The 19,442-nt window shown below is 72.1% G+C and carries 19 protein-coding genes; 5 read left to right on the forward strand and 14 right to left on the reverse strand.

All coding sequences use genetic code 11. The features are described from left to right. The first annotated feature begins 98 nt into the window (after positions 1-98). Positions 99-374: a NepR family anti-sigma factor gene (locus tag BMX97_RS05790; RefSeq protein WP_091747027.1), complete on the forward strand. Its 276-nt coding sequence runs from the start codon at positions 99-101 to the stop codon at positions 372-374. Between the two features lie 162 nt (positions 375-536). Here the strand turns inward: BMX97_RS05790 and BMX97_RS05795 are convergent, their stop codons facing one another. After that, positions 537-713 (reverse strand): DUF1328 domain-containing protein, encoded by a 177-nt coding sequence (locus tag BMX97_RS05795; protein WP_091746540.1) that lies wholly within the window; start codon positions 711-713, stop codon positions 537-539. A 199-nt stretch (positions 714-912) separates the two neighbouring features. On the opposite strand from BMX97_RS05795, the gene BMX97_RS05800 reads away from it, so the two are divergent. Then, complete coding sequence (locus BMX97_RS05800; RefSeq protein ID WP_091746543.1) at positions 913-1,110, forward strand: hypothetical protein; 198 nt, start codon at positions 913-915, stop codon at positions 1,108-1,110. Between the two features lie 122 nt (positions 1,111-1,232). Here the strand turns inward: BMX97_RS05800 and BMX97_RS05805 are convergent, their stop codons facing one another. The 8 genes from BMX97_RS05805 to murB form a co-directional block, all read right to left on the reverse strand. Beyond that, positions 1,233-1,424 (reverse strand): hypothetical protein, encoded by a 192-nt coding sequence (locus tag BMX97_RS05805; protein ID WP_244538300.1) that lies wholly within the window; start codon positions 1,422-1,424, stop codon positions 1,233-1,235. A 217-nt stretch (positions 1,425-1,641) separates the two neighbouring features. Continuing rightward, a complete protein-coding gene (recN, locus tag BMX97_RS05810; protein WP_091746549.1) occupies positions 1,642-3,315 on the reverse strand; it encodes a DNA repair protein RecN in 1,674 nt (557 codons plus the stop codon). A gap of 124 nt (positions 3,316-3,439) precedes the next feature. Next, the gene (locus tag BMX97_RS05815; RefSeq protein ID WP_091746552.1) at positions 3,440-4,342 is read right to left on the reverse strand and encodes an outer membrane protein assembly factor BamD; all 903 of its coding nucleotides are present in this window, start codon (positions 4,340-4,342) and stop codon (positions 3,440-3,442) included. A gap of 245 nt (positions 4,343-4,587) precedes the next feature. Then, the gene (gene lpxC, locus BMX97_RS05820) at positions 4,588-5,535 is read right to left on the reverse strand and encodes a UDP-3-O-acyl-N-acetylglucosamine deacetylase (protein WP_091746555.1); all 948 of its coding nucleotides are present in this window, start codon (positions 5,533-5,535) and stop codon (positions 4,588-4,590) included. 432 nt (positions 5,536-5,967) lie between these two features. Then, on the reverse strand, positions 5,968-7,812 hold the full coding sequence (gene ftsZ / locus BMX97_RS05825; protein WP_091746558.1) for a cell division protein FtsZ: 1,845 nt from the start codon (positions 7,810-7,812) through the stop codon (positions 5,968-5,970). Between the two features lie 115 nt (positions 7,813-7,927). Next, the gene (ftsA, locus tag BMX97_RS05830; RefSeq protein ID WP_091746561.1) at positions 7,928-9,253 is read right to left on the reverse strand and encodes a cell division protein FtsA; all 1,326 of its coding nucleotides are present in this window, start codon (positions 9,251-9,253) and stop codon (positions 7,928-7,930) included. Positions 9,254-9,338: 85 nt separating this feature from the next. After that, a complete protein-coding gene (locus BMX97_RS05835) occupies positions 9,339-10,331 on the reverse strand; it encodes a cell division protein FtsQ/DivIB (RefSeq protein WP_091746565.1) in 993 nt (330 codons plus the stop codon). A 565-nt stretch (positions 10,332-10,896) separates the two neighbouring features. Then, complete coding sequence (gene murB / locus BMX97_RS05840) at positions 10,897-11,814, reverse strand: UDP-N-acetylmuramate dehydrogenase (protein WP_091746568.1); 918 nt, start codon at positions 11,812-11,814, stop codon at positions 10,897-10,899. 74 nt (positions 11,815-11,888) lie between these two features. On the opposite strand from murB, the gene BMX97_RS05845 reads away from it, so the two are divergent. Both BMX97_RS05845 and BMX97_RS05850 read left to right on the forward strand, forming a co-directional pair. Next, positions 11,889-12,143: a type II toxin-antitoxin system RelE family toxin gene (locus tag BMX97_RS05845; protein ID WP_244538301.1), complete on the forward strand. Its 255-nt coding sequence runs from the start codon at positions 11,889-11,891 to the stop codon at positions 12,141-12,143. Between the two features lie 10 nt (positions 12,144-12,153). After that, the gene (locus BMX97_RS05850; RefSeq protein ID WP_091746574.1) at positions 12,154-12,537 is read left to right on the forward strand and encodes a helix-turn-helix transcriptional regulator; all 384 of its coding nucleotides are present in this window, start codon (positions 12,154-12,156) and stop codon (positions 12,535-12,537) included. Positions 12,538-12,547: 10 nt separating this feature from the next. Here the strand turns inward: BMX97_RS05850 and murC are convergent, their stop codons facing one another. The 5 genes from murC to BMX97_RS05875 form a co-directional block, all read right to left on the reverse strand. Further along, positions 12,548-13,963, reverse strand: coding sequence for a UDP-N-acetylmuramate--L-alanine ligase (gene murC, locus BMX97_RS05855; protein ID WP_091746577.1), 1,416 nt, complete (start codon positions 13,961-13,963; stop codon positions 12,548-12,550). 42 nt (positions 13,964-14,005) lie between these two features. Further along, positions 14,006-15,121: a UDP-N-acetylglucosamine--N-acetylmuramyl-(pentapeptide) pyrophosphoryl-undecaprenol N-acetylglucosamine transferase gene (locus BMX97_RS05860; RefSeq protein WP_091746580.1), complete on the reverse strand. Its 1,116-nt coding sequence runs from the start codon at positions 15,119-15,121 to the stop codon at positions 14,006-14,008. 184 nt (positions 15,122-15,305) lie between these two features. After that, on the reverse strand, positions 15,306-16,445 hold the full coding sequence (locus tag BMX97_RS05865) for an FtsW/RodA/SpoVE family cell cycle protein (RefSeq protein WP_091746583.1): 1,140 nt from the start codon (positions 16,443-16,445) through the stop codon (positions 15,306-15,308). A gap of 121 nt (positions 16,446-16,566) precedes the next feature. Beyond that, on the reverse strand, positions 16,567-16,809 hold the full coding sequence (locus BMX97_RS05870) for a hypothetical protein (protein ID WP_091746586.1): 243 nt from the start codon (positions 16,807-16,809) through the stop codon (positions 16,567-16,569). A gap of 189 nt (positions 16,810-16,998) precedes the next feature. After that, positions 16,999-17,616 (reverse strand): ParB-like protein, encoded by a 618-nt coding sequence (locus BMX97_RS05875; protein ID WP_091746589.1) that lies wholly within the window; start codon positions 17,614-17,616, stop codon positions 16,999-17,001. 524 nt (positions 17,617-18,140) lie between these two features. On the opposite strand from BMX97_RS05875, the gene BMX97_RS05880 reads away from it, so the two are divergent. Further along, complete coding sequence (locus BMX97_RS05880) at positions 18,141-19,433, forward strand: efflux RND transporter periplasmic adaptor subunit (RefSeq protein WP_091746592.1); 1,293 nt, start codon at positions 18,141-18,143, stop codon at positions 19,431-19,433. The last annotated feature ends 9 nt before the right edge of the window (positions 19,434-19,442 follow it).

The raw sequence follows: 19,442 nt of genomic DNA on the forward strand, positions 1-19,442 counted from the left end.
GCCGCAAGCGCGCGACCCGGCATACCGGGCGCCATGGCATCGCCCTGTCCGCATGTCCAGGACGGGCGAAGGGGAATGGTATGAACGATGGCAAGGGGATGCAGGATTCGGGCGTGCCCGGTCCGCAGTCGTCCCATCAGTCCCCGGAGGATGGGGACGGTCCCGCCGCCGGGTCCGGCGAGCCCACGCTCGACCGCGGCGTCCAGGGACGCATCGGGTCGCACCTGCGCGCCATGTACGACGAGATGATGCAGCAACCGATTCCCGACCGCTTCCTCGATCTCCTCGCCAGCCTCGAACGCAGCGACGGCAAGACACCGCACGGCAAGATACCGGACGAGACGGCTTCCGACGGAACGCCGGCCGAGGAGTGATCCGCCGGGCGGTGTATCCGCTTCGAGGCGACACGGTGCCCGTCAAACGGAACACCCGACTGAGAAACGCCGCCCCTCGCGGGGAGGGACGGCGCTCGGTCTCGTCATCGGTTCAAAGCTTATCGTCGGCTCTGAGACCCATGGTCGTCTGGAGCCCGGCCGTCACAGCGTCGGCGAGCGACCCCGCATCAGGCCGACCACGGCCGAGATGGCGAAGAGCACGACGGCGATGAAGAAGATAAGCTTGGCGGCCTCGACGGCCGTCCCGGCGATGCCGCCGAAGCCGAACAGCGCGGCGACCAGCGCCACGACGAGGAAAGTGACAGCCCAACCCAGCATGGCGTAACCCCTCTTGTCAGATCTCTCGGCCCGCGGCCGATCATGGCAAGATAACGGCAAGCCTGACCGTAGGTTCCACCGTGTCGCAGGTAGCGCAATCGCCTCGGACACCCCACATTCGGATGGCACGGCCGGCGAGGCCGGCGCGGAACTCGGGTTTCGCGCCACACGTTCTCACCGGCGTCTGGATGGAGGCTTGATGATGATCCGTTCCAATGCCCTGCGTGCCGGCTTCGTGCTGCTCGCCCTGCTGGCGGGTCTTCTGACGGCCTCGCCGATGGTGATCACCGGTATCCTCACGGCGCTCGGCCTCGCCGGCGCCCTCGCGGTGGCCGGCGCCCGGGCGCAAGCGCCCGCTCTCGTCCCGGTGCGGGTGCGCGACCGTCGGCGGCGCTGACGCACCCTCCCCTCTTCACCGGGGGGATCCTCGAGAACAGCGTTCGCCGGCATTGTCGACGCTCCGCCGTCCAGCAGAGCGCCCATTCAGCGGGCGCCCGTCGTCCGCCTTGGGCGGACCGTTCAGCGGTGGCGCAACAATTCGCGCTCGCGATGGCGCAGCCGCAGCAGCAGGTCGACCTGATCGAGAGGGATCGGCTGCCGGTCCACCGTGCGCTCGTAGAGTGACCGCAGCGTCCGTCCGAGGCGTCGTTGCGCCTCCGCGCCGAGCGCCGGCAGGCCCGTCTCCTCGACGCGATCCCGGGACGAACTCACTTCCTGTTTCATCGGACCACAGGCCCCGTGCCGGTTGCGCGGATCCGAGGGAAGGCTGATCCGCGCCGAGACGAAACACTCTCGGTCGACATGGTAAAGATTTCGTTAAAATTTCTCTTTCGTTCACCATGTCGGCAGCGGCAGCGCGGCCAGGGCGAATCGCACCGCGAGCTTGACCATACAGCAGGATGTGCCGCGTGGGCACACCCGCATGCGGTCAGGCCTCGGCGGCCTGCAGCAGGCGGGCGGCGGCGGCCCGGGCCTCCTCGGTCACCGTGGCGCCGGCGAGCATCCGGGCGATCTCCTCCTGGCGCGGCATCGCAGCAAGCGGCTTCACCCGGGTGGCGACCCGGTCCGAACCCTTCACCGCCTCCTTGGCGATCAGGAAGTGCGTCGAGGCGCGGGCCGCGACCTGGGGCGCGTGGGTGACCGCCACGGTCTGCACCCGGGCCGAGAGCCGGGCGAGGCGGGCGCCGATCGCGTCCGCCACCGCGCCGCCGACGCCGGTGTCGATCTCGTCGAAGATCAGGGTCGGGGCCGAGCCCTTGTCCGCCAGCACCACCTTGAGGGCGAGCATGAACCGCGACAGCTCGCCGCCCGACGCCACCTTCATCATCGGGCCGGGCCGGGTGCCCGGATTGGTTTGGGCCCAGAACTCGACCCGGTCGAGGCCGGCGGGGTCGCGGGCCTCCGGGTCGGTGGCGATCTCGGTGATGAAGCGGGCGCGCTCCAGCTTCAGCGGCGGCAACTCGGCCTGCACCGCCTTGTCGAGGGCGGAGGCCGCCTTGCGCCGGCCCTTGCTCAGGGCCTCGGCCTTCTCGAGATAGGCCGCGTCGGCACTGGCGAGCGTCGCCTCCAGCCGGCCGAGGGCCTCCTCGCCGGCATCGATCACCGCGACGTCGCCCTCGTAGCGCTCGCGCAGGGCCGCGAGGTCGTCGACCGGGACGTTGTACTTGCGGGCGGCGGCGCGCAGGCCGAACAGCCGCTCCTCGACCCGCTCCAGTTCGCGCGGGTCGAACTCCGCCGCCTGGAGCGCGTCCTCCAGGCTGGTGCGGGCCTCGTCGAGGGCGACGAGCGCGTTGTCGAGGGCGTTGATGCTGGGCTCGACCAGGGCCGGCGCCTGCGCGGCGCGGCGCTCGAGCTTGCGCAGCGCTGCCGAGAGATGCGCGGTCGGCGAGCCCTGGCCGGCGACGGCGTCGAGGGCCTCGTTGAGCTCGCGGGCGACCTTCTCGCCCTGCTGCATCAGGGTGCGGCGCTCGGCGAGCTCGGTCTCCTCGCCGGGCTTCGGATCGAGGGCGGCGAGTTCCTCCACCGCGTGGCGCAGGAAGTCGACCTCCTTGCGGGCAGCCTCGACCCGGGCGCGGTGCTCCGACAGCGCGGTGCGGGCCTGGCGCACCCGGCGCGCGGCCTCAGCCACCGCGGCCTGTCGGGTACCGAGGCCCCCGAAGGCGTCGAGGATCGCCCGGTGGGTGGTGGAATCCGACAGGGCCCGGTCGTCGTGCTGGCCGTGGATCTCGACGAGCGCCGCCCCGATGGCGCGAAGCACCTGCACGCCGACCGGCTGGTCGTTGACGAAAGCGCGGGTGCGCCCGTCAGCGACCTGGATGCGGCGCAGGATCAGGTCGCCCTCGGTGTCGATGTCGGAGGCGGCCGCGATGGTCCGTGCCGGATGGTCGGGGGCGACGTCGAACACCGCCGTGACCTGCCCCTGCGCCTCGCCCTGGCGCACCAGGCGCCCGTCGCCGCGCCCGCCGAGCGCCAGCGTGAAGGCGTCGAGGAGGATCGACTTGCCGGCGCCGGTCTCCCCGGTCAGGACGCTCAGGCCTTCGCGAAAGTTCAGCTCGAGCTTATCGATCAGGACGATGTCGCGGATCGCGAGCTGAACCAGCATGCCACCCTTGCCGGGACGTGGAGGAGGAAGGGACGAGGAGGGACGGGCGGGTATCTACAGCCGAAAGGGCCGCGGCGCGAGTGCGCGCCACGGCCGCATGTCCCGGGGTCGGGCCGCGAGGCCCTTACTGCGCCTCGGCGGTGCGGGTGTCCATCCCGATCACGCCGCGGAACGCCTTGCTGATCCAGGAGGCCTTCTCCTCGCGCGGCTGCAGGCCGCCGCTCTGGAGCAGGTTGTAGGCGTCCTTGTACCAGGGCGAATCGGGGAAGTTGTGGCCGAGCACCGCAGCGGCGGTCTGGGCCTCGCCGGCGATGCCGAGCGCCATGTAGGCCTCGGCCAGGCGCTCCAGCGCCTCCTCGACGTGGCGGGTCGTCTGGTACTTGCTCACCACGTCGCGGAAGCGGTTGATCGCCGCCGGGAAGTTGCGCCGCTCGAGGTAGTAGCGGCCGATCTCCATCTCCTTGCCGGCGAGCTGGTCGCGGGTGATCTGGATCTTGGCCTTGGCGTCGGCGGCGTATTCCGAGGTCGGGTACTTCTGCACCAGCTCGGTGAGCGCCACGAGGGCCTTCTCGGAGCGGTCCTGGTCGCGGGTCACGTCCGGGATCTGCTTGTAGTGCGACATCGCCAGCAGGTACTGGGCGTAGGCCGCGTCCTTCGAGCCCGGGTGGCGCTGCAGGTAGCGCTTCGAGGCGGTGATCGCGTCCTCGTAGCGGCCGCCCTCGTAGTTCGAGTAGGCGGTCATCAGCACCGCCTTCCGCGACCAGTCGGAATAGGCGTACTGCTTGTCGAGATCCTCGAACCGCTTCGTCGCGCCCTCGTAGTCCCGGTCCTCGAGCTTGGCGAGGCCCTGGCTGTAGAGCTTGTCGGCCGGGACGTCGGGGACGACCTCGGTCTTGTACTTCTCGCTGGCGAACGGGTTGATGGAGTCGATCGTGTCGCAGCCGGCGAGCCCCAGGCCGCATGCCGCGAGCAGCGCGGTCCGCAGGACGGTCACCTTCGCGGCGCGAAGCGGGTGGGCGAACGGCATTCGGGTTCTTCCCCAAGCAGGCGGCTCTTCACGCCGCTGATCCACGAGCCCCTTAGCCCAGGCCGGCGCGGTGCGCCAAGCCCGTGACGGCCACACTGCGGAAGCGGGCGGCCATCGGTCGGGGACTTCCTTAACCCTGTGGGGCGAATAGGGCGCCAAGACGGCGCGGAGAGGCGCGAGACCTGGTAACACCGGCACCCGGCGCCGAAAGCCGCCGGCTGTGGCCCGGCCGCAACGGTCCGGGCTCAGAGCTCCGGCGCGTAGACCGCGGCGCCCAGGCCGACGCCGAACTCGGCGAAGGCCGGCTCGCGACGGGCGGCGGCGCCCTCGACGATGGCGTAGTTCGACCGGTCGGCGAAGAGGGCGGTCAGGACCGCGACGTTCAGGCCGTGGCCGCCGCAGAAGGACTGGTAGGCGCCGAGGATCGGCAGGCCGGCCAGCGCCAGGTCGCCGACGGCGTCGAGGATCTTGTGGCGGACGAATTCGTCCGGATAGCGCAGGCCTTCCGGGTTGACCACGCCGCCGTCGCCGACCGCGACGGTGTTCTCCAGCGAGGCGCCCAGCGCGAAGCCGGCCTTCCAGTAGCGCTCGACGTCGCGCATCATCCCGAAGGTGCGGGCGCGGGCGATCTCGCGGCGGTAGGCGGCGGGGGTGAGGGTCAGCGCCTTGCGGCTGCGGCCGATCACCGGGCTCTCGAAGTCGATCTCGACGTCGAGGTGGAAGCCGCGCTCGAACGGGCGCAGCTCGGAATAGGCGCGGCCCTTCTCGGTGCGGACGGTCTTGAGCACCTTGATGAAGCGGCGGGGCGTGCCGCAGGAGGCGGTGCCGACCGCCTCGATCGCCGCCACGAAGGGGGCGGCGCTGCCGTCGAGGATCGGCATCTCGGGCCCGTCGATCTCGACGAGGCAATTGTCGATGCCGAGCCCGTAGAGGGCGGACATCAGGTGCTCGATGGTGGCGACGGCGCCGGTCTCGCGGCTGCCGATGACGGTGCAGAGCTCGGTGGCGCTGACCTGGGCGTGGTGGGCCTGGATCAGGCGGTCGCGGTCGTCGGGAAGGCCGGTGCGCAGGAAGGCGATGCCGTGATGCGCCTCCGCGGGATGGAGCGTGATCGAGACGGGGTTACCGGAGTGGACGCCGATGCCGGAGAGGCTCGCGGCGGAGCGTAGGGTCGTCTGTTGACTTGTTCTCATTACCTCAGCCCTCGGCCGCGACTCACCATCATGTCCCGTTGTCCAGGCCACGTTTCGAGGCGATCCGTCCGTTGCTTGAAGCCCCTGTGGGTGTCAGTGCCGGCAGTCGCTCGGCCTTCGCCCTTGTGCGTAGATCACCTATAGTCGCGCTCGGAAGCACGGCCAAATCACGGATTCTTACGCTCTGTAACAATTCCGGGGACCGGCGCCGGACTCGAAAAGCCCTTACCCTTCAGCATCTTATCGAACGCGTCGACCCCGAGGCCGGGGGGCCTCGGGGTGTGTCATTTGGGCGGCACTGCGGGGCTCGCGCGGCCCGGTCGAGGCGGTGTCCGGACCCCGCGGGGGCACCGCCTGCCGGCGACGCCCCCCGGGGCGGGTGCCCCGCGACCCGATCGCGGCGATCAGTTCGCCGCGATCAGTTCGCCGCTATCAGTTCGCTTGGCGGCGCAGGAAGGCCGGGATCTCGAGCTGGTCGTCGTCCATCATGCGGGTGCCGGCCGGCACCGCGCGGCCCTGCGCGTCGAGGTTGCCCTGCGCCGGGCGGTAGCCCTGGGGCTGGGCCGGGTAGCCGGCCTGCGGGGCGTATTGCGGCGCGGGCTGGCGCGGGGCGGCCGGGGCGTGCTGGACCGGCGCCTGGTGGACCGGAGCCTGCGGCATCGGCCGGGGCGCCGGCTGCGGCGCGGCATGCGCCATCGGGGCCGCCGGAGCCTGGACCGGCTGGCCGGCCTCGTCCTCGCGCCGGCCGCCGAAGCCGACGGTGGCGAGGCGGCGCAGCAGCGAGGTGCGCTTGGCATCCGGCGTCACCTGCTGGACCGGCTCCTCGCCGCGGCTGGCGCGGATCTGGTTCTGGGCCGGCATCGGCAGGTCCTGGACCCGCGGCATGCGCGGCGCGCGCACCACCGCCGGGGACGGCGGGATGAACGGGCCGGAGGCCATCGGCATCTGCGGCTCGGGCGCGGGCGCCGGGGCCGGCTCGTAGACCGGGGCCTGGCGCGGCTGGGCCGGGGTGATCTGGACCTCGTCGCGCATGAGGCTGGCGGCCTGGTGGGCGGCGGACAGATCCATCCGGGCCGGCTCGGGCGCGGCGGTCTGGGTGTGCATCGGAGCATGCATCATCGGGGCGTGCGCCACCGGCTCCGGTGCCGGGGCCCGCGCTACCGGGGCCTCGGCGGGACGAAAGGAGGGGGCGGGCGCCGCCGGGGCGGCGGCCCGGGCCCGCGCCTCGGCCCGCAGGCGCTCGGCGACCTCGGCGATGCGCTGCTCGGTCTGGGCGATCTCCGGCGAGCCGATGGCGTTGGCGTTGATCAGCGCCGGCTCGATGCCGGTGGCGACGACCGAGACCCGGATGATGCCGTCGAGGCTCTCGTCGAAGGTGGCGCCCAGGATGATGTTGGCGTCGGAATCGACCTCCTCGCGAATGCGGGTGGCGGCCTCGTCGAGCTCGTAGAGGGTGAGGTCGTTGCCGCCGGTGATCGAGATCAAGAGGCCGCGGGCGCCCTTCATCGAGACGTCGTCGAGGAGCGGGTTGGCGATCGCGGCTTCCGCGGCGCGGTTGGCGCGCTTCTCGCCGGACGCCTCGCCGGTGCCCATCATCGCCTTGCCCATGCCGCGCATGATCGCCCGTACGTCGGCGAAGTCGAGGTTGATGAGACCCTCCTTCACCATCAGGTCGGTGATGCAGGCGACGCCCGAGTAGAGCACCTGGTCGGCCATCGCGAAGGCATCCGCGAAGGTGGTCTTCTCGTTGGCGACCCGGAACAGGTTCTGGTTCGGGATCACGATCAGGGTGTCGACGGCCTGCTGCAGCTCGTTGATGCCCGACTCGGCGGTGCGCATCCGGCGCACGCCCTCGAACTGGAACGGCTTCGTCACCACGCCGACCGTCAGGATGCCCATGTCGCGGGCGGTGCGGGCGATGACCGGGGCCGCGCCGGTGCCGGTGCCGCCGCCCATGCCGGCGGTGATGAAGCACATGTGGGCGCCCGAGAGCTGGTCGCGGATCTCGTCGATCACCTCCTCGGCGGCGGCGCGGCCGACCTCGGGCTGCGAGCCGGCGCCGAGCCCTTGCGTCACCCCGATGCCCATCTGGATCACGCGCTCGGCCTTCGAGGAGGTCAGCGCCTGGGCGTCGGTGTTGGCGACTACGAACTCGCAGCCGAGCAGGCCCGACTCGATCATGTTGTTGACGGCGTTGCCGCCGGCGCCGCCGACGCCGAACACGGTGATGCGGGGCTTCAGTTCGCGGATGTCCGGAGCTTGCAGGGAGATGGCCATGATGCGCGAGCCTCTGGTGATCGTTTCGTTTCTGGTGGCGCGGTAGCGGCGCCGTTTGCCGTCCCGCCTCTCCGGCGCGGCCCGTTTCCGGGGCCCGCGCCGGGAGGCGATCTCGTTAGAAGCTCTCCCGGATCCAGCGTCCGACCTTGGAGAGGTACGTATCGGAACCGAGGCCCGCATGGCCGGACTGGCCGCGCGGCTCGAAATGCTCGACGTGCGAGACCTGGGGGTAGACCAGGAGCCCGACGGCGGCCGAGAAGGCCGGGCCCTTGGCGGCCTCGGGCAATCCCTTGATGCCGAGCGGCCGGCCGATCCGGACCTGGCCCTGCAGGATGCGGCGGGCGACCTCCGGCAGGCCGACGAGCTGGCTGGCGCCTCCCGTCAGCACCACCCGGCGCCCGGCCTGGGCGGCGAAGCCCGCGTTGCGCAGGCGGTCGCGCACCAGCTCCAGCACCTCCTCGACCCGCGGGCGGATGATCCGCACGAGGTGCGACTTCGGGATGTGGTGGGGCAGGTCGCGCTCGTCCTCGTCGACGCCGTGGACCGCGATCATGTCGCGCTCGTCCGACGCCGTCGCCATGGCGGCGCCGTACAGGGTCTTGAGCCGCTCGGCCGCCGCCACCCGGGTCGAGAGCCCGCGGGCGATGTCCATGGTGACGTGGTGGCCGCCGACCGCGAGCGCGTCGCAATGGACGAGGTGGCCGCCCGAGAACACGCCGACGCTGGTGGTGCCGCCGCCCATGTCGACGACGGCCACGCCCATCTCGGCCTCGTCGTCGACCAGCGCCGAGAGGCCCGAGGCGTAGGGCGTCGCGATCACCGCCTCGACGCGCAGGTGGGTGTTCTCCACCGCCAGCATCAGGTTGCGGGCCGCCGCGATCTCGGCGGTGACGACGTGGAGGTCGACGCCGAGCCGCTCGCCGAGCATGCCCGACGGATCGACCACCGCGCTCTGCTGGTCGAGGGAGTAGCCGGTCGGCAGGGCGTGCAGCACGGCGCGGCCCGGGCTGATGCTGTGGGTGCTCGCCGCCTCCAGCACGCGCTGCACGTCCGAGCCGGTGACGGCGCCGGTGCGCACCGGGACCTTGGCGTCGAAGTGCTGCGAGCCGAGCCGGCCGCCCGACAGGCTGACGATGACCGACTGGACCTCGACCCGGGCCATGCGCTCGGCGGCGTGGACCGCCTGGCGGATCGAGGTCTCGGCCGCCTCGAGGTCGACCACGGCGCCGCCCTTGAGGCCGAGCGAGCGCTGGTGGCCGATGCCGATGATCCGGGCGAGGTGGGTGCGGCCGCGCAGGGTCGCCAGCGTCTCGACCGGCTGCAGCTCGGCGACGAGGCAGACGATCTTGCTGGTGCCGATGTCGAGCACCGACAGGGTCGCGCTCCGGCGCGCCGAGAGCGGCTTTAAGCGCGGCGTGAGACCGTGCTGGAGGAGACTCATGACGCGACGCTCACCGGGGATGAAAGGGGGATCTGGGGGCTGCGGGAACCGGGCAGACCGGCGGGCGTCACGTCTCGCGCGCGGGTCATGTCTCGGTCCCCTTGGGCTTCTTCTGCTGCTTCTTCTGGGCCTCCAGGCGCGCCGCCGCGCCCTCCTCGGTCAGCCGCACCACCACCCGGTCGGGCAGCCGCAGGTCGACCGCGATGATGTCCTTCTCGAGCAGGCTCGACTCGGCCTCGAGCTTGACGAGGCGGGCCACCGCCTCGCGGGCGCCGGTCTCGGGCAGGCGCACGTCGATGCCGTCGAGCTTGAGGGTCCAGCGGCGGCCCGAGACCAGGGTGCCGGCGCGGATCCGGTCCTTGAGCGGGCCCGCGGCCTCGAGGAGCGCGAGGTATTCCTTGGTGCGCAGGTTGGCCTCCTCGCCCACCACCAGGGGCAGGTCGGAGAAGCGGCCGTCGCGCATCTGGTCGATCACCGTGCCGTCGGCGGCGATCACGGCGATCTCGCCGTTGCGCTGCCACAGGGCGCTCGGCTCGCGCTCGGTGAGCGTGATCAGGAGCTCGCGCGGGTAGATCTTGCGCACCGAGACCGCGCCGATGAGCGGCACGGTGGACAGGCGGTCGCGCACGTCGACCACGCTGAGGAAGGGCAGCGAGTTGCGCTGGTCGATGCCGGCGGCCTGGAGGATCTCGGCCGAGCGCAGCTGCACCAGGCCCGAGATCGTCACCTTGTCGAGGCCAAAGCCGAGCGCCCGGGCCGCCATGTCGAGGGGCGTGCCGGAGCGGGCCGCCATCTCGGCGTAACCGCCGCCCGACACGAAGCCTGCCCCGGCGACGAGGCCGAAGAACCCGAAGGCCAGGCCCATCCCGAGGTGGCGCGGCATCCGCCGCTCGATCGGCACCGCCACCGACGAGCGGCGCGGGCGCAGGAACCGCGGCAGGTAGCGGGCCAGGCGCGACTCGCGCGCAGGGCCGCCCCAGGCCGGCGCCGTCCCCGGAAGGGGAGCGGGCGTGCCGGCATCCCCGCCGGCGTAACCGGCGGCGATCGGCGGCTCAGGGAAGCGTCCTCCACCATCCATTGGACGAGTTCACCGAAACTGGACCCGGCACGGGCTGCGATCTCCGGCGCGAGGGAGCGGTCTCGAATCGTCCGGGGCCTGGCGGCCGGCCCTCGCGGATCACGGGCTCACCGGGGCGGAGAGCCCGGTGGTCGTCGTGGCGGAGGGTCGGCACGGCTGGCGTCCCGGCGTCCAAGTGCTTGATGCGCCGTTAACGCCAACTCTCGAACTCGCTGGTAAATATCCGGTAAAATTTTCGCCCCGGGCACGGGAATCGCGCGCCTCCCGGGCCCCGGCGTGGCGCCGCGGCGACCCCCGGTGCCGGGCTCCGATCGGGCCTCGGGCGAAGTCCGGGACCGGCCGGCGCGGGCCTCGCCCCGCGCTCCGATCACTCTGGTCTTGCAATCACTTACCGCAGGGCCGGACGGTCCGGCGGCGCGAGGGCGACGGCGCCGCCGGCGCCCCGCGGAGCCTGCCGTCGCGGCCCGCGGCGGCCGGTCCGCCGCCGCGGGCGCGGCACATCCGCCACAGGGTCGGTCATGCCGCGGAGCCGCGCGGGTGGTTAACGCGCGGGCCGATTCGCGAATCAGCGGGCGGGCACGCCGATGCGCTTGATCTCCCAGTGCAGCTCGACCCCGGAGGTCTCGCGGACGCGCTTCCGCACCTCCTCGCCCAGGCCCTCGATGTCGGCCGCGGTGGCGCCGCCCCGGTTGATCAGGAAGTTGCAGTGCATCTCCGAGACCTGGGCGCCGCCGCGGGTGAGCCCGCGGCAGCCGGCGGCGTCGACGAGCTGCCAGGCCTTGCCCCCGTCCGGGTTCTTGAAGGTCGAGCCGCCGGTGCGCTCGCGGATCGGCTGCGCCGCCTCCCGGGCCGCGGTGACCCGGTCCATCTCGGCCTCGATCAAAGCCCGGTCGCCGGGCCGTCCGCGATAGGTCGCCTGGGTGAAGATCAGGTCGGCGGGCGCCGCGCAGTGGCGGTAGGCGAAGCCCATCTCGGCGTGGGAGAGGACGTGCAGGGCGCCCTTGCGGTCGACGGCGCGCGCCTCGACCAGCACGTCGGTGGTCTCGCCGCCATGCGCCCCGGCATTCATCCTGAGCGCCCCCCCGATCGAGCCCGGGATGCCGCGGTAGAAGGCGAGGCCGTCGAGGCCGGCCTCCGCCGCGGCGCGGGCGAGCTTCATGTCGGGCACGGCCGTGCCGGCCCGGATCGTCTCACCCTCGACGTGAATCGACCCGAAGGCCTTGCCGCCGAGGCGGATGACGAGGCCGGGCACGCCGCCGTCGCGCACGATCAGGTTCGAGCCGAGCCCGATCACCGTCACGGGCACCTCCGCCGGCAGGGCGGCGAGCGCCGCGGCGAGGTCGTCCTCGTCGGCGGGGGTGAACAGCACGTCGGCCGGCCCCCCGACCCGGAACCAGGTCAGGTCGGCGAGCGGATGGTCGGGCAGGAGGCGACCGCGCAGGGCGGCGGGGGCCAGGGCGGCGAGGATGGCGGCGGAGGTCATGGTGCGGTTCCGGCTCGACGCGCAGGGGCGGAGCGCTCTAGAGTTGACGCAAGGACAATCGGAGGCCGGTCTGCGTGGCCAGGACCGTCGTCTACACGCGAAAGGCGGCTCGCGCTCTCGCCCGGATGCCGCCCGACACGGAGGCGCTGATCCGGGCCAAGCTCGATCAGGTCGCCCGGGACCCTGCGTCGCTCGCCCAGAACATCCGGGCGATGAAGGGCGTGCCGGGCCACCGGCTGCGGGTCGGGGATTGGCGCGCCCTCTTCACGAGCGAGGACGAGCGGATCATTGTGCACGATGTCGGGCCGCGCGGCTCGATCTACGAGTAGGGCCCAGGGCATGACCATCGTCCGCACCAGGACGCCCTCCGGCGAGGCGATCGTGATCCTGCCGGAGGCCGAGTTCGAGCGCCTCAGCGACCTCGCCGCGGAGGCCGCGGATGGCCGCACCCTCGCCGCCTCGCTGGCGCGCCTGGATGCCGGCGATGAGGAACTCCTGAGCGGCGACGACCTCGACGCGCTTCGTGCGGCGCCGACCCCCCTTGCCTTCTGGCGCGCCAAGCGGGCCATGGACGCGGCCGAACTCGCCCGGCAGGCAGGCGCGCCGGAGGAGCATGTCGGCGCGGTCGAGCGCGGCGAGAGCATCGGCGACGTCCAGCTCTACCGGCGGCTCGCCCGGGCGCTCCGGGTCGAGATCGAGGATCTCGTCCCGGACGCCGGGTGAGCGCACCGCCTCACGCCGCCTTCTCGCCGCTCGCGGCGAGCTCGCCCGGCAGCGCATAGGCCCATTGGGTGATGTTGCCGGCGCCCAGGCACACCACGTAGTCGCCCGGGCGCGCGAGACCGCCGACGATGCCGGCGAGGTCCTCGGTGCGCTCGAGCGCGATGGCGTTGCGGTGGCCGCGGGAGGTGAGGCCCGCCACCAGGGCATCGCGGTCGATGCCCTCGATCGGCGCCTCGCCGGCGGCGTAGACCGGGGCGACGATCACCGTGTCGGCGTCGTTGAAGCAGGTGCAGAAATCGTCGAACAGCGAGGCCAGCCGCGAGTAGCGGTGCGGCTGCACCACCGCGATCACGCCGCCATCGGTGGAGGCGCGGGCGGCCTTGAGCACCGCCCGGATCTCGACCGGGTGGTGGCCGTAATCGTCGAAGATCTGGACGCCGTTCCACTCGCCGGTGCGGGTGAAGCGCCGCTTGACGCCGCCGAAATTGGCCAGCGCCTTGCGGATCGCCTCGGGCGAGACGCCGAGCTCGTGGGCCACCGCCAGCGCCGCGGTGGCGTTGAGCGCGTTGTGCTTGCCCGGCATCGGCAGGACGAGGTCCTCCATCTCCAGGCGGAATCCGGGGCGGCGGTCGCGGATCATCACCCGGAACCGGCTCTGGCCGCCCTTCAGGTCGACGTCGATCAGGCGCACGTCGGCCTGCGGGTTCTCGCCGTAGGTGACGATGCGCCGGTCCTCGATGCGCCCGACGAGGTCCTGCACCGTCGGGTGGTCGATGCACATCACGGCGAAGCCGTAGAACGGGATGTTGTCGATGAAGGCCCGGAAGGCGTCCTTGATCGCGTCGAACGAGCCGAAATGGTCGAGGTGCTCGGGATCGATGTTGGTGACGATGGCGATGTCGGCCGGCAGCTTCAGGAAGGTGCCGTCGGATTCGTCGGCCTCGACCACCATCCAGTCGCCCTCGCCCATGCGGGCGTTGGTGCCGTAGGCGTTGATGATGCCGCCGTTGATGACGGTGGGATCGAGCTCGCCGGCGTCGAGCAGGGTGGCGACGAGCGAGGTGGTGGTGGTCTTGCCGTGGGTGCCGGCCACCGCCACGCAGGACTTGAAGCGCATCAGCTCGGCCAGCATCTCGGCCCGGCGCACCACCGGCAGGCGGCGCTCGCGGGCGGAGACCAGCTCCGGGTTGTCGCGGCGGATCGCGGTCGAGACCACGACGAGGGCTGCGTCGGCCAGGTTCTCGGCCCGGTGGCCCACGAAGGCGCGGATGCCCTTCTCGTTCAGCCGGCGCACGTTGGCGTTGTCGGAGGCGTCCGAGCCCTGCACCGTGTAGCCGAGATTGTGCATCACCTCGGCGATGCCGGACATGCCGATGCCGCCGATGCCGATGAAGTGGATGGGTCCGAGCTTGTTCGGCAGCTTCATGGAAGTCGGGGTCCTTCGCGTGTCTTCTTGTTCGAACGGCCGTCAGCGGGCCGAGAGGGCGGTCTCGACCACCAGGGCGGCGAGGCGCTCGGCGGCGTCGGGCAGGCCGGCCCCCTTGGCGGCGGCCGCCGCCGTGGCGAGCCGGGCCGGATCGCCGAGCAGCGCGCCGAGGTCGCCGGCGAGCCGCTCAGGGGTGAAGTCCGTTTGTGGTGTGGGAAAGGCGGCGCCGATCCGCCCCAGCACCGCGGCGTTGGCCGCCTGGTCCTGGTCGAGGGCGCCGGGCAGCGGCACCAGGATCGCCGGGCGGCCGATCACCGCGAGCTCCGCCACCGTCGAGGCGCCCGAGCGGGCCACGACGAGGTGGGAGGTCGCCATCTTGGCCGGCAGGTCCTTGAAGAACGGCGCCACCGTGAAGGCGGAAAGCCCCGCGCCCTCGTAGAGCGCCTGGACCCGGGCGAGATCCTCCGCGCGGGCCTGCTGGATCACGGTGAGGCGGGCGCGCAGGGAGGCCGGCAGCCGCACCACGGCGTCCGGCACCACGTCGCTCATCACCCGGGCGCCCTGGCTGCCGCCGAAGGCGAGGAGCTGGAGCGGGGCGTCCGCACCGACCGCAGGATAGGGCATCTCGCCGGCCGCCAGCACCGCCGGACGCACCGGGTTGCCGGTATGGACGCGCCGGGCGGTGGCCTTGGCGGGCACGCCCCGCACCTCGGGGAAGCCGGTGGCGATGATCGTGGCGCCGCGGGCCAGGAACCCGTTGGCGCGGCCCATCACGGCGTTCTGCTCGTGCAGCAGCGTCGGCACCCGCAGCATCTGGGCGGCCAGCAGCGGCGGCACGGTCGGGTAGCCACCGAAGCCGACGACGACCGCCGGGTTGAGGCGGCGCACCTCCCGGATCGCCGCCGCGAAGCCGCGCCCGAGGGTCGCGAAGGCGGCGAGCCGGCGCAGGGGCGAGCGCCCGCTCGACGGGGTGGCGGAGGGGACCGCGACGATCTCCGAGGCCGGGAACTCGCCCGACAGCGCCGCGACCCGGCTGTCGGTGGCGAGCGCGACGCGGATGCCGCGCTCGCGCAGGCGCAAGGCCAGGGCCTCGGCCGGAAACAGGTGGCCGCCGGTGCCGCCCGCCGCGAGCAGGACGAGGGGTTGGGCGACCGTCATCGGGCGGCCTGGGCGGGGCGGAGGAAGGACATGCGGTCTCCGGTCGGGTCGGGTCGCCCCCCGTGTGTCACGGCGGGGCGGCGAGGTCACCCCTTGCGGGCGTCCCCGCGGGGATCGGGTCGGGCGGCGGGGCGCCCGTTCGGCGCGCCCTTGATCAGCAGGCTTCCGATCAGTGCGCCTGCGATCAGTGGGCCTGGCCCTCGTCGCGGCTGAGGAGCGTCGTGCGCGGCCGGCGCCGGGTGAGGGCGACGAGGAAGCCCATGCCGAGGGCGAGCGAGATCAGCGACGAGCCGCCGTAGGAGATGAACGGCAGGGTCATGCCCTTGGCGGGCATCATCCGGGTGTTCACCGCCATGTTGATGCAGGCCTGCAGCCCGAACAGCGCGGTCAGCCCGGTGATGGCCAGCCGGCAGAAGATGTCGTCGCTGCGCCGGGCCAGGGTCAGGCCCCGCATCACGATGAAGGCGAACAGCAGCACGATGGCGATGCAGACGATGACGCCGAACTCCTCGCCCGCCACCGAGAAGATGAAGTCGGTATGGGCGTCGGGCAGATGGCGCTTGGCGACGCCCTCGCCCGGGCCGGTGCCGAGCCAGCCGCCGGAGTTGAAGGATTCCTGCGACCAGAAGGTCTGGAAGTTGTCACCCGAATCCTTGTCCATGAAGCGCTGGATGCGGGCGCGCACGTGGGGCAGGAACTCGTAGGCCGCCGCCACGCCGAGGAGGCCGGCGCCGCCGAGGCCCGCGACCCAGAACCAGTGCAGCCCGGCGACGAACACCATCGAGCACCACACCATCGTGACCAGCATGGTCTGGCCGAAATCCGGCTGCAGGATCAGCGGCACGATGGTCATCGGCAGGAGCAGCACGGCGAGCGTGCCGCCCGGCATGTCGCGCCGGCGCGCGCCCTCGGCGAAGGCCCAGGCAGCCAGGATCACGAAGGCGGGCTTCACGAACTCGGAGGGCTGGACGCCGATCGAGCCGAACTGGATCCAGCGATGCGCGCCCTTGATCTCCGGCCCGTACTTGGTGGCCGCGATACACAGCACGATGCCGAGCCCGTAGGTCACCAGCGCCATGCGCCGGATGTGGCGCAGGGACAGGAACGACACCGCCAGGATCAGGGCGATGGTCGGCAGCAGGTACATCACCTGCCGGTTGAGGAAGTGGAAGGTCGGCAGGCCCAGGCGCTCGGCCACGGGCGGACCGCCGGCCATCAGGAAGACCAGCCCGGCCGTCATCAGAACGCCGAGGCCGGCGAGCAGCGCCCGGTCGACCGTCCACCACCAGTCGCCCAGATGCGAGCGTTCCGCGCGGGACATCATGGCTTGCAAGGACCCTCGTTCACCAGCCGCGACCATCGGACGGAATGGTAAACCGAGTGTTGCCGCCTCGCCGCAGCGGCCGGGAAAGCCGGGACGCCCCTTGGACGTCGCCCGGCGCCCGTCAGCCCTGGAACATGCCGTGCGGGGCCGGCGCGAAGTGCCGGGCGTACTCCTCCTCCAGGGTCTCCCACGGCATCAGCATCACCCCGTGCAGCGGGGCCGCCCCGGCGGCGAGCGCCCCGAAGCGCCGCAGGATCAGGGCGAGCTCGTAGGCGGTGATGTCGGGCTTGGGCTCGAAGCGGTAGAAGTGGGTCTCGTTGTCGACCGGCTCGGCGCCGATGCTCTTCAGGAGCGAATCGAACATCGCGAACGTCCCCCCGTCTGCGGCGCGTCGCGCGCCGACGGAGAGGTTAGGCCGGATGGGGGAGTGCGGCAAATGAACTTGATGGGAGGCGGGCGCCTTTGCGTCACCGCCCCCGGGGCGGCCCACCCCGGGGACCGCGTTTGCACCGCGCGCTCGACGCGCCGGACCCTTTGGCGTCCGAAGACCGCCCTATCCCTCGTGCGGCCCGCTCCAGCCCGGCAGGTACGCGGCGTCCTTCGAGCGGGCGAGCTCCATCGCCTCGTTGAGGGCGTCGGAGAAATCGTCCTTCACGTCCTTGCGCTTGATGTTGCGGCGCAGGAAATCGGCCCACAGGAACTCGCTGAACGGCGTCGTGTCCTTGGCGAAGCCCCCGGCCCGGCGCAGCTCGCCGGCGAGGCTGCGGAAGGGATCGTCGGCGAGGTCCTCGATCCGCTTGGGCATGTCGCCGACGTCGCGGCGCAGGCCGTGGGAGTCGTAGGGATGGACCCAGGCGCGGTGGTCGGCCACGACCCAGAACGCGTCCTTCTCGAGGTGGTGCAGGTCGGCCACCACGGTGGTGAACACGCTCTCGACCCCCTCCTCCTGCAGCGCGCGGGTGAGGTGGTGGTGGTCGATGACGTAGCGCTTCTTCTTCGGCCCGAGCAGGACCGGGATCATGTGCGAGCCGAGGAAGGCCTCCCGGTCCTTGTCCGCGACCTCGCGCCAGCGCTTGCGCTTGGCCGCCACCTCCCGGTAGCCGACGGTCATCTGCGTCGGCCGCAGCTCGGCGATCGGCACGCTGTGGAGGATCGGGTCGCGGACGGACATCGTGGCCTTGGTCCCTGCTGGCGCGCGGGAGATCCGCGCTCGGGCGAGGAAAATTGGTCACACCCTCCCTTGCGTCAAGCGGACGGGGCGATGCCGTATGGTCGAGAGACCCGGTTCGGCAGGATCTAACGACTTAATCCATCCCGGCCGGAAAATTTTTCGATTTCCGGCAAGATATTGATAGAGCGTTGTTATCCTCGCATCCCGGCCGTCGCGGCAGCCCCCTGCCCAGCCCTCGCGGCATCGGTGCGGCCCCGCCCGGACGTCCTTGACTCGGCTCCGGTTTGCTCGCCAAGAGACGACCACCGGACGTCGCCCGCGAGGCGGCGCCTCGGCCCGGATCCTGCACCGTCATCGCCTTGACGCAACGGAACGGCAGGACGCCGGCAGAATCCGGTAGTGAGGCACTGAAGGGAACAGGGGCCGGCCGACCCGGGATCGATCCGGACGCTTCCCGCCGTCGCGGGCGGCGACGGGGGCATCCGGGACCGGGCCGCTCTCCCCGGGCGGATGGTCGGCGCGCGATGGACACCCAAACCCCTCAGAGCCCGCCGGTGCGGCGGCGCGGCCGGCTCGCGGTCCGGCTCCTGGCGATCCTCGTCCTCACGGGCGCCGGCCTCGCGATCTGGCGCGTGCCCGCCCTCGAGCCCGTGCGCGCGCGCATCGCCGGGCTCCTGGCGCAGCGCGAGGGCGTCGAGGGCCAGGCGCCGGAGCCCGGCGAGACCGCGGTCCCGGCCTTCCGGCCGAGCAAGCAGCAGCGGGCGAGCTTCGGCATCGAGACCGTCCAGGCCCGGGACTTCCGGCCCGAGGGCTTCGCGGAGGGGCGGATCGGGGTCAACGAGGACGACAACGTCCCGGTCTACACCCCCTATGCGGGCCGGGTGACCAAGGTGATGGTCCGGGCCGGCGACCGGGTGAAGGCCAACCAGGTGCTGTTCACCCTGGAGGCCGCCGACATGGTCTCGGCCCTCAACGACTTCCAGGCGGCGACGAACGCGCTCGCCAAGAACCAGGCCCTGCTCAAGCTCAACCAGACCGTGGCGGCCCGGCTCCAGGAGCTGTTCCAGGCCAAGGCGGTGGCGCTGAAGGACTGGCAGCAGGCCCAGAACGACGTCATCGCGGCGCAAAGCGACCAGCGCTCGGCCGAGGCCGCGCTCCAGGCGGTGCGCAACCGCCTGCGCATCCTCGGCAAGTCGGACGCGGAGATCGACGCCTTCGGGAAGAGCGGGGCGATGAGCCCCGAGACCGAGATCCGCGCGCCGATCGGCGGCACCATCGTGCAGCGCAAGGTCGGGCTCGGCCAGTACCTCGCGGCGGGCAGCGACCCGGCCTTCGTCATCGGCGACCTCTCGACGGTGTGGCTCGTCGCCAACGTGCGCGAGAGCGAGGTGCCGCGGATCAAGATCGGCCAGGAGCTGGAGGCGAGCGTGATCGGCTTCCCCGACCGGGTTTTCAAGGCGAAGATCGGCTACATGGCGGCCGCCCTCGACCCGGCGACCCGGCGCCTGCCGGTGCGGGCCGAGATCGACAACGCCGAGGGCCTGCTGCGGCCCGAGATGTTCGCGACCTTCACGATCCTCACCGGGCGCGACGAGCGCGCCCCGGCGATCCCCGCGAGCGCGATCGTCTACGAGGGCGCCCGCGCGCGGATCTGGGTCGAGCAGCCGGACGGCACCATCGTGTCACGCAACGTCACCCTGGGGCTGTCCGGGGGCGGCCTCGTCCAGGTCGTGGACGGGCTCAGCCTCGGCGAGCGCGTCGTGACCCGCGGCAGCCTGTTCATCGACCGGGCCGCCTCCGGCGACAAGGCCTCGTAGGGACCGCGC

The organism is Methylobacterium sp. ap11, from assembly GCF_900110515.1.
GTDB lineage: Bacteria > Pseudomonadota > Alphaproteobacteria > Rhizobiales > Beijerinckiaceae > Methylobacterium > Methylobacterium ajmalii.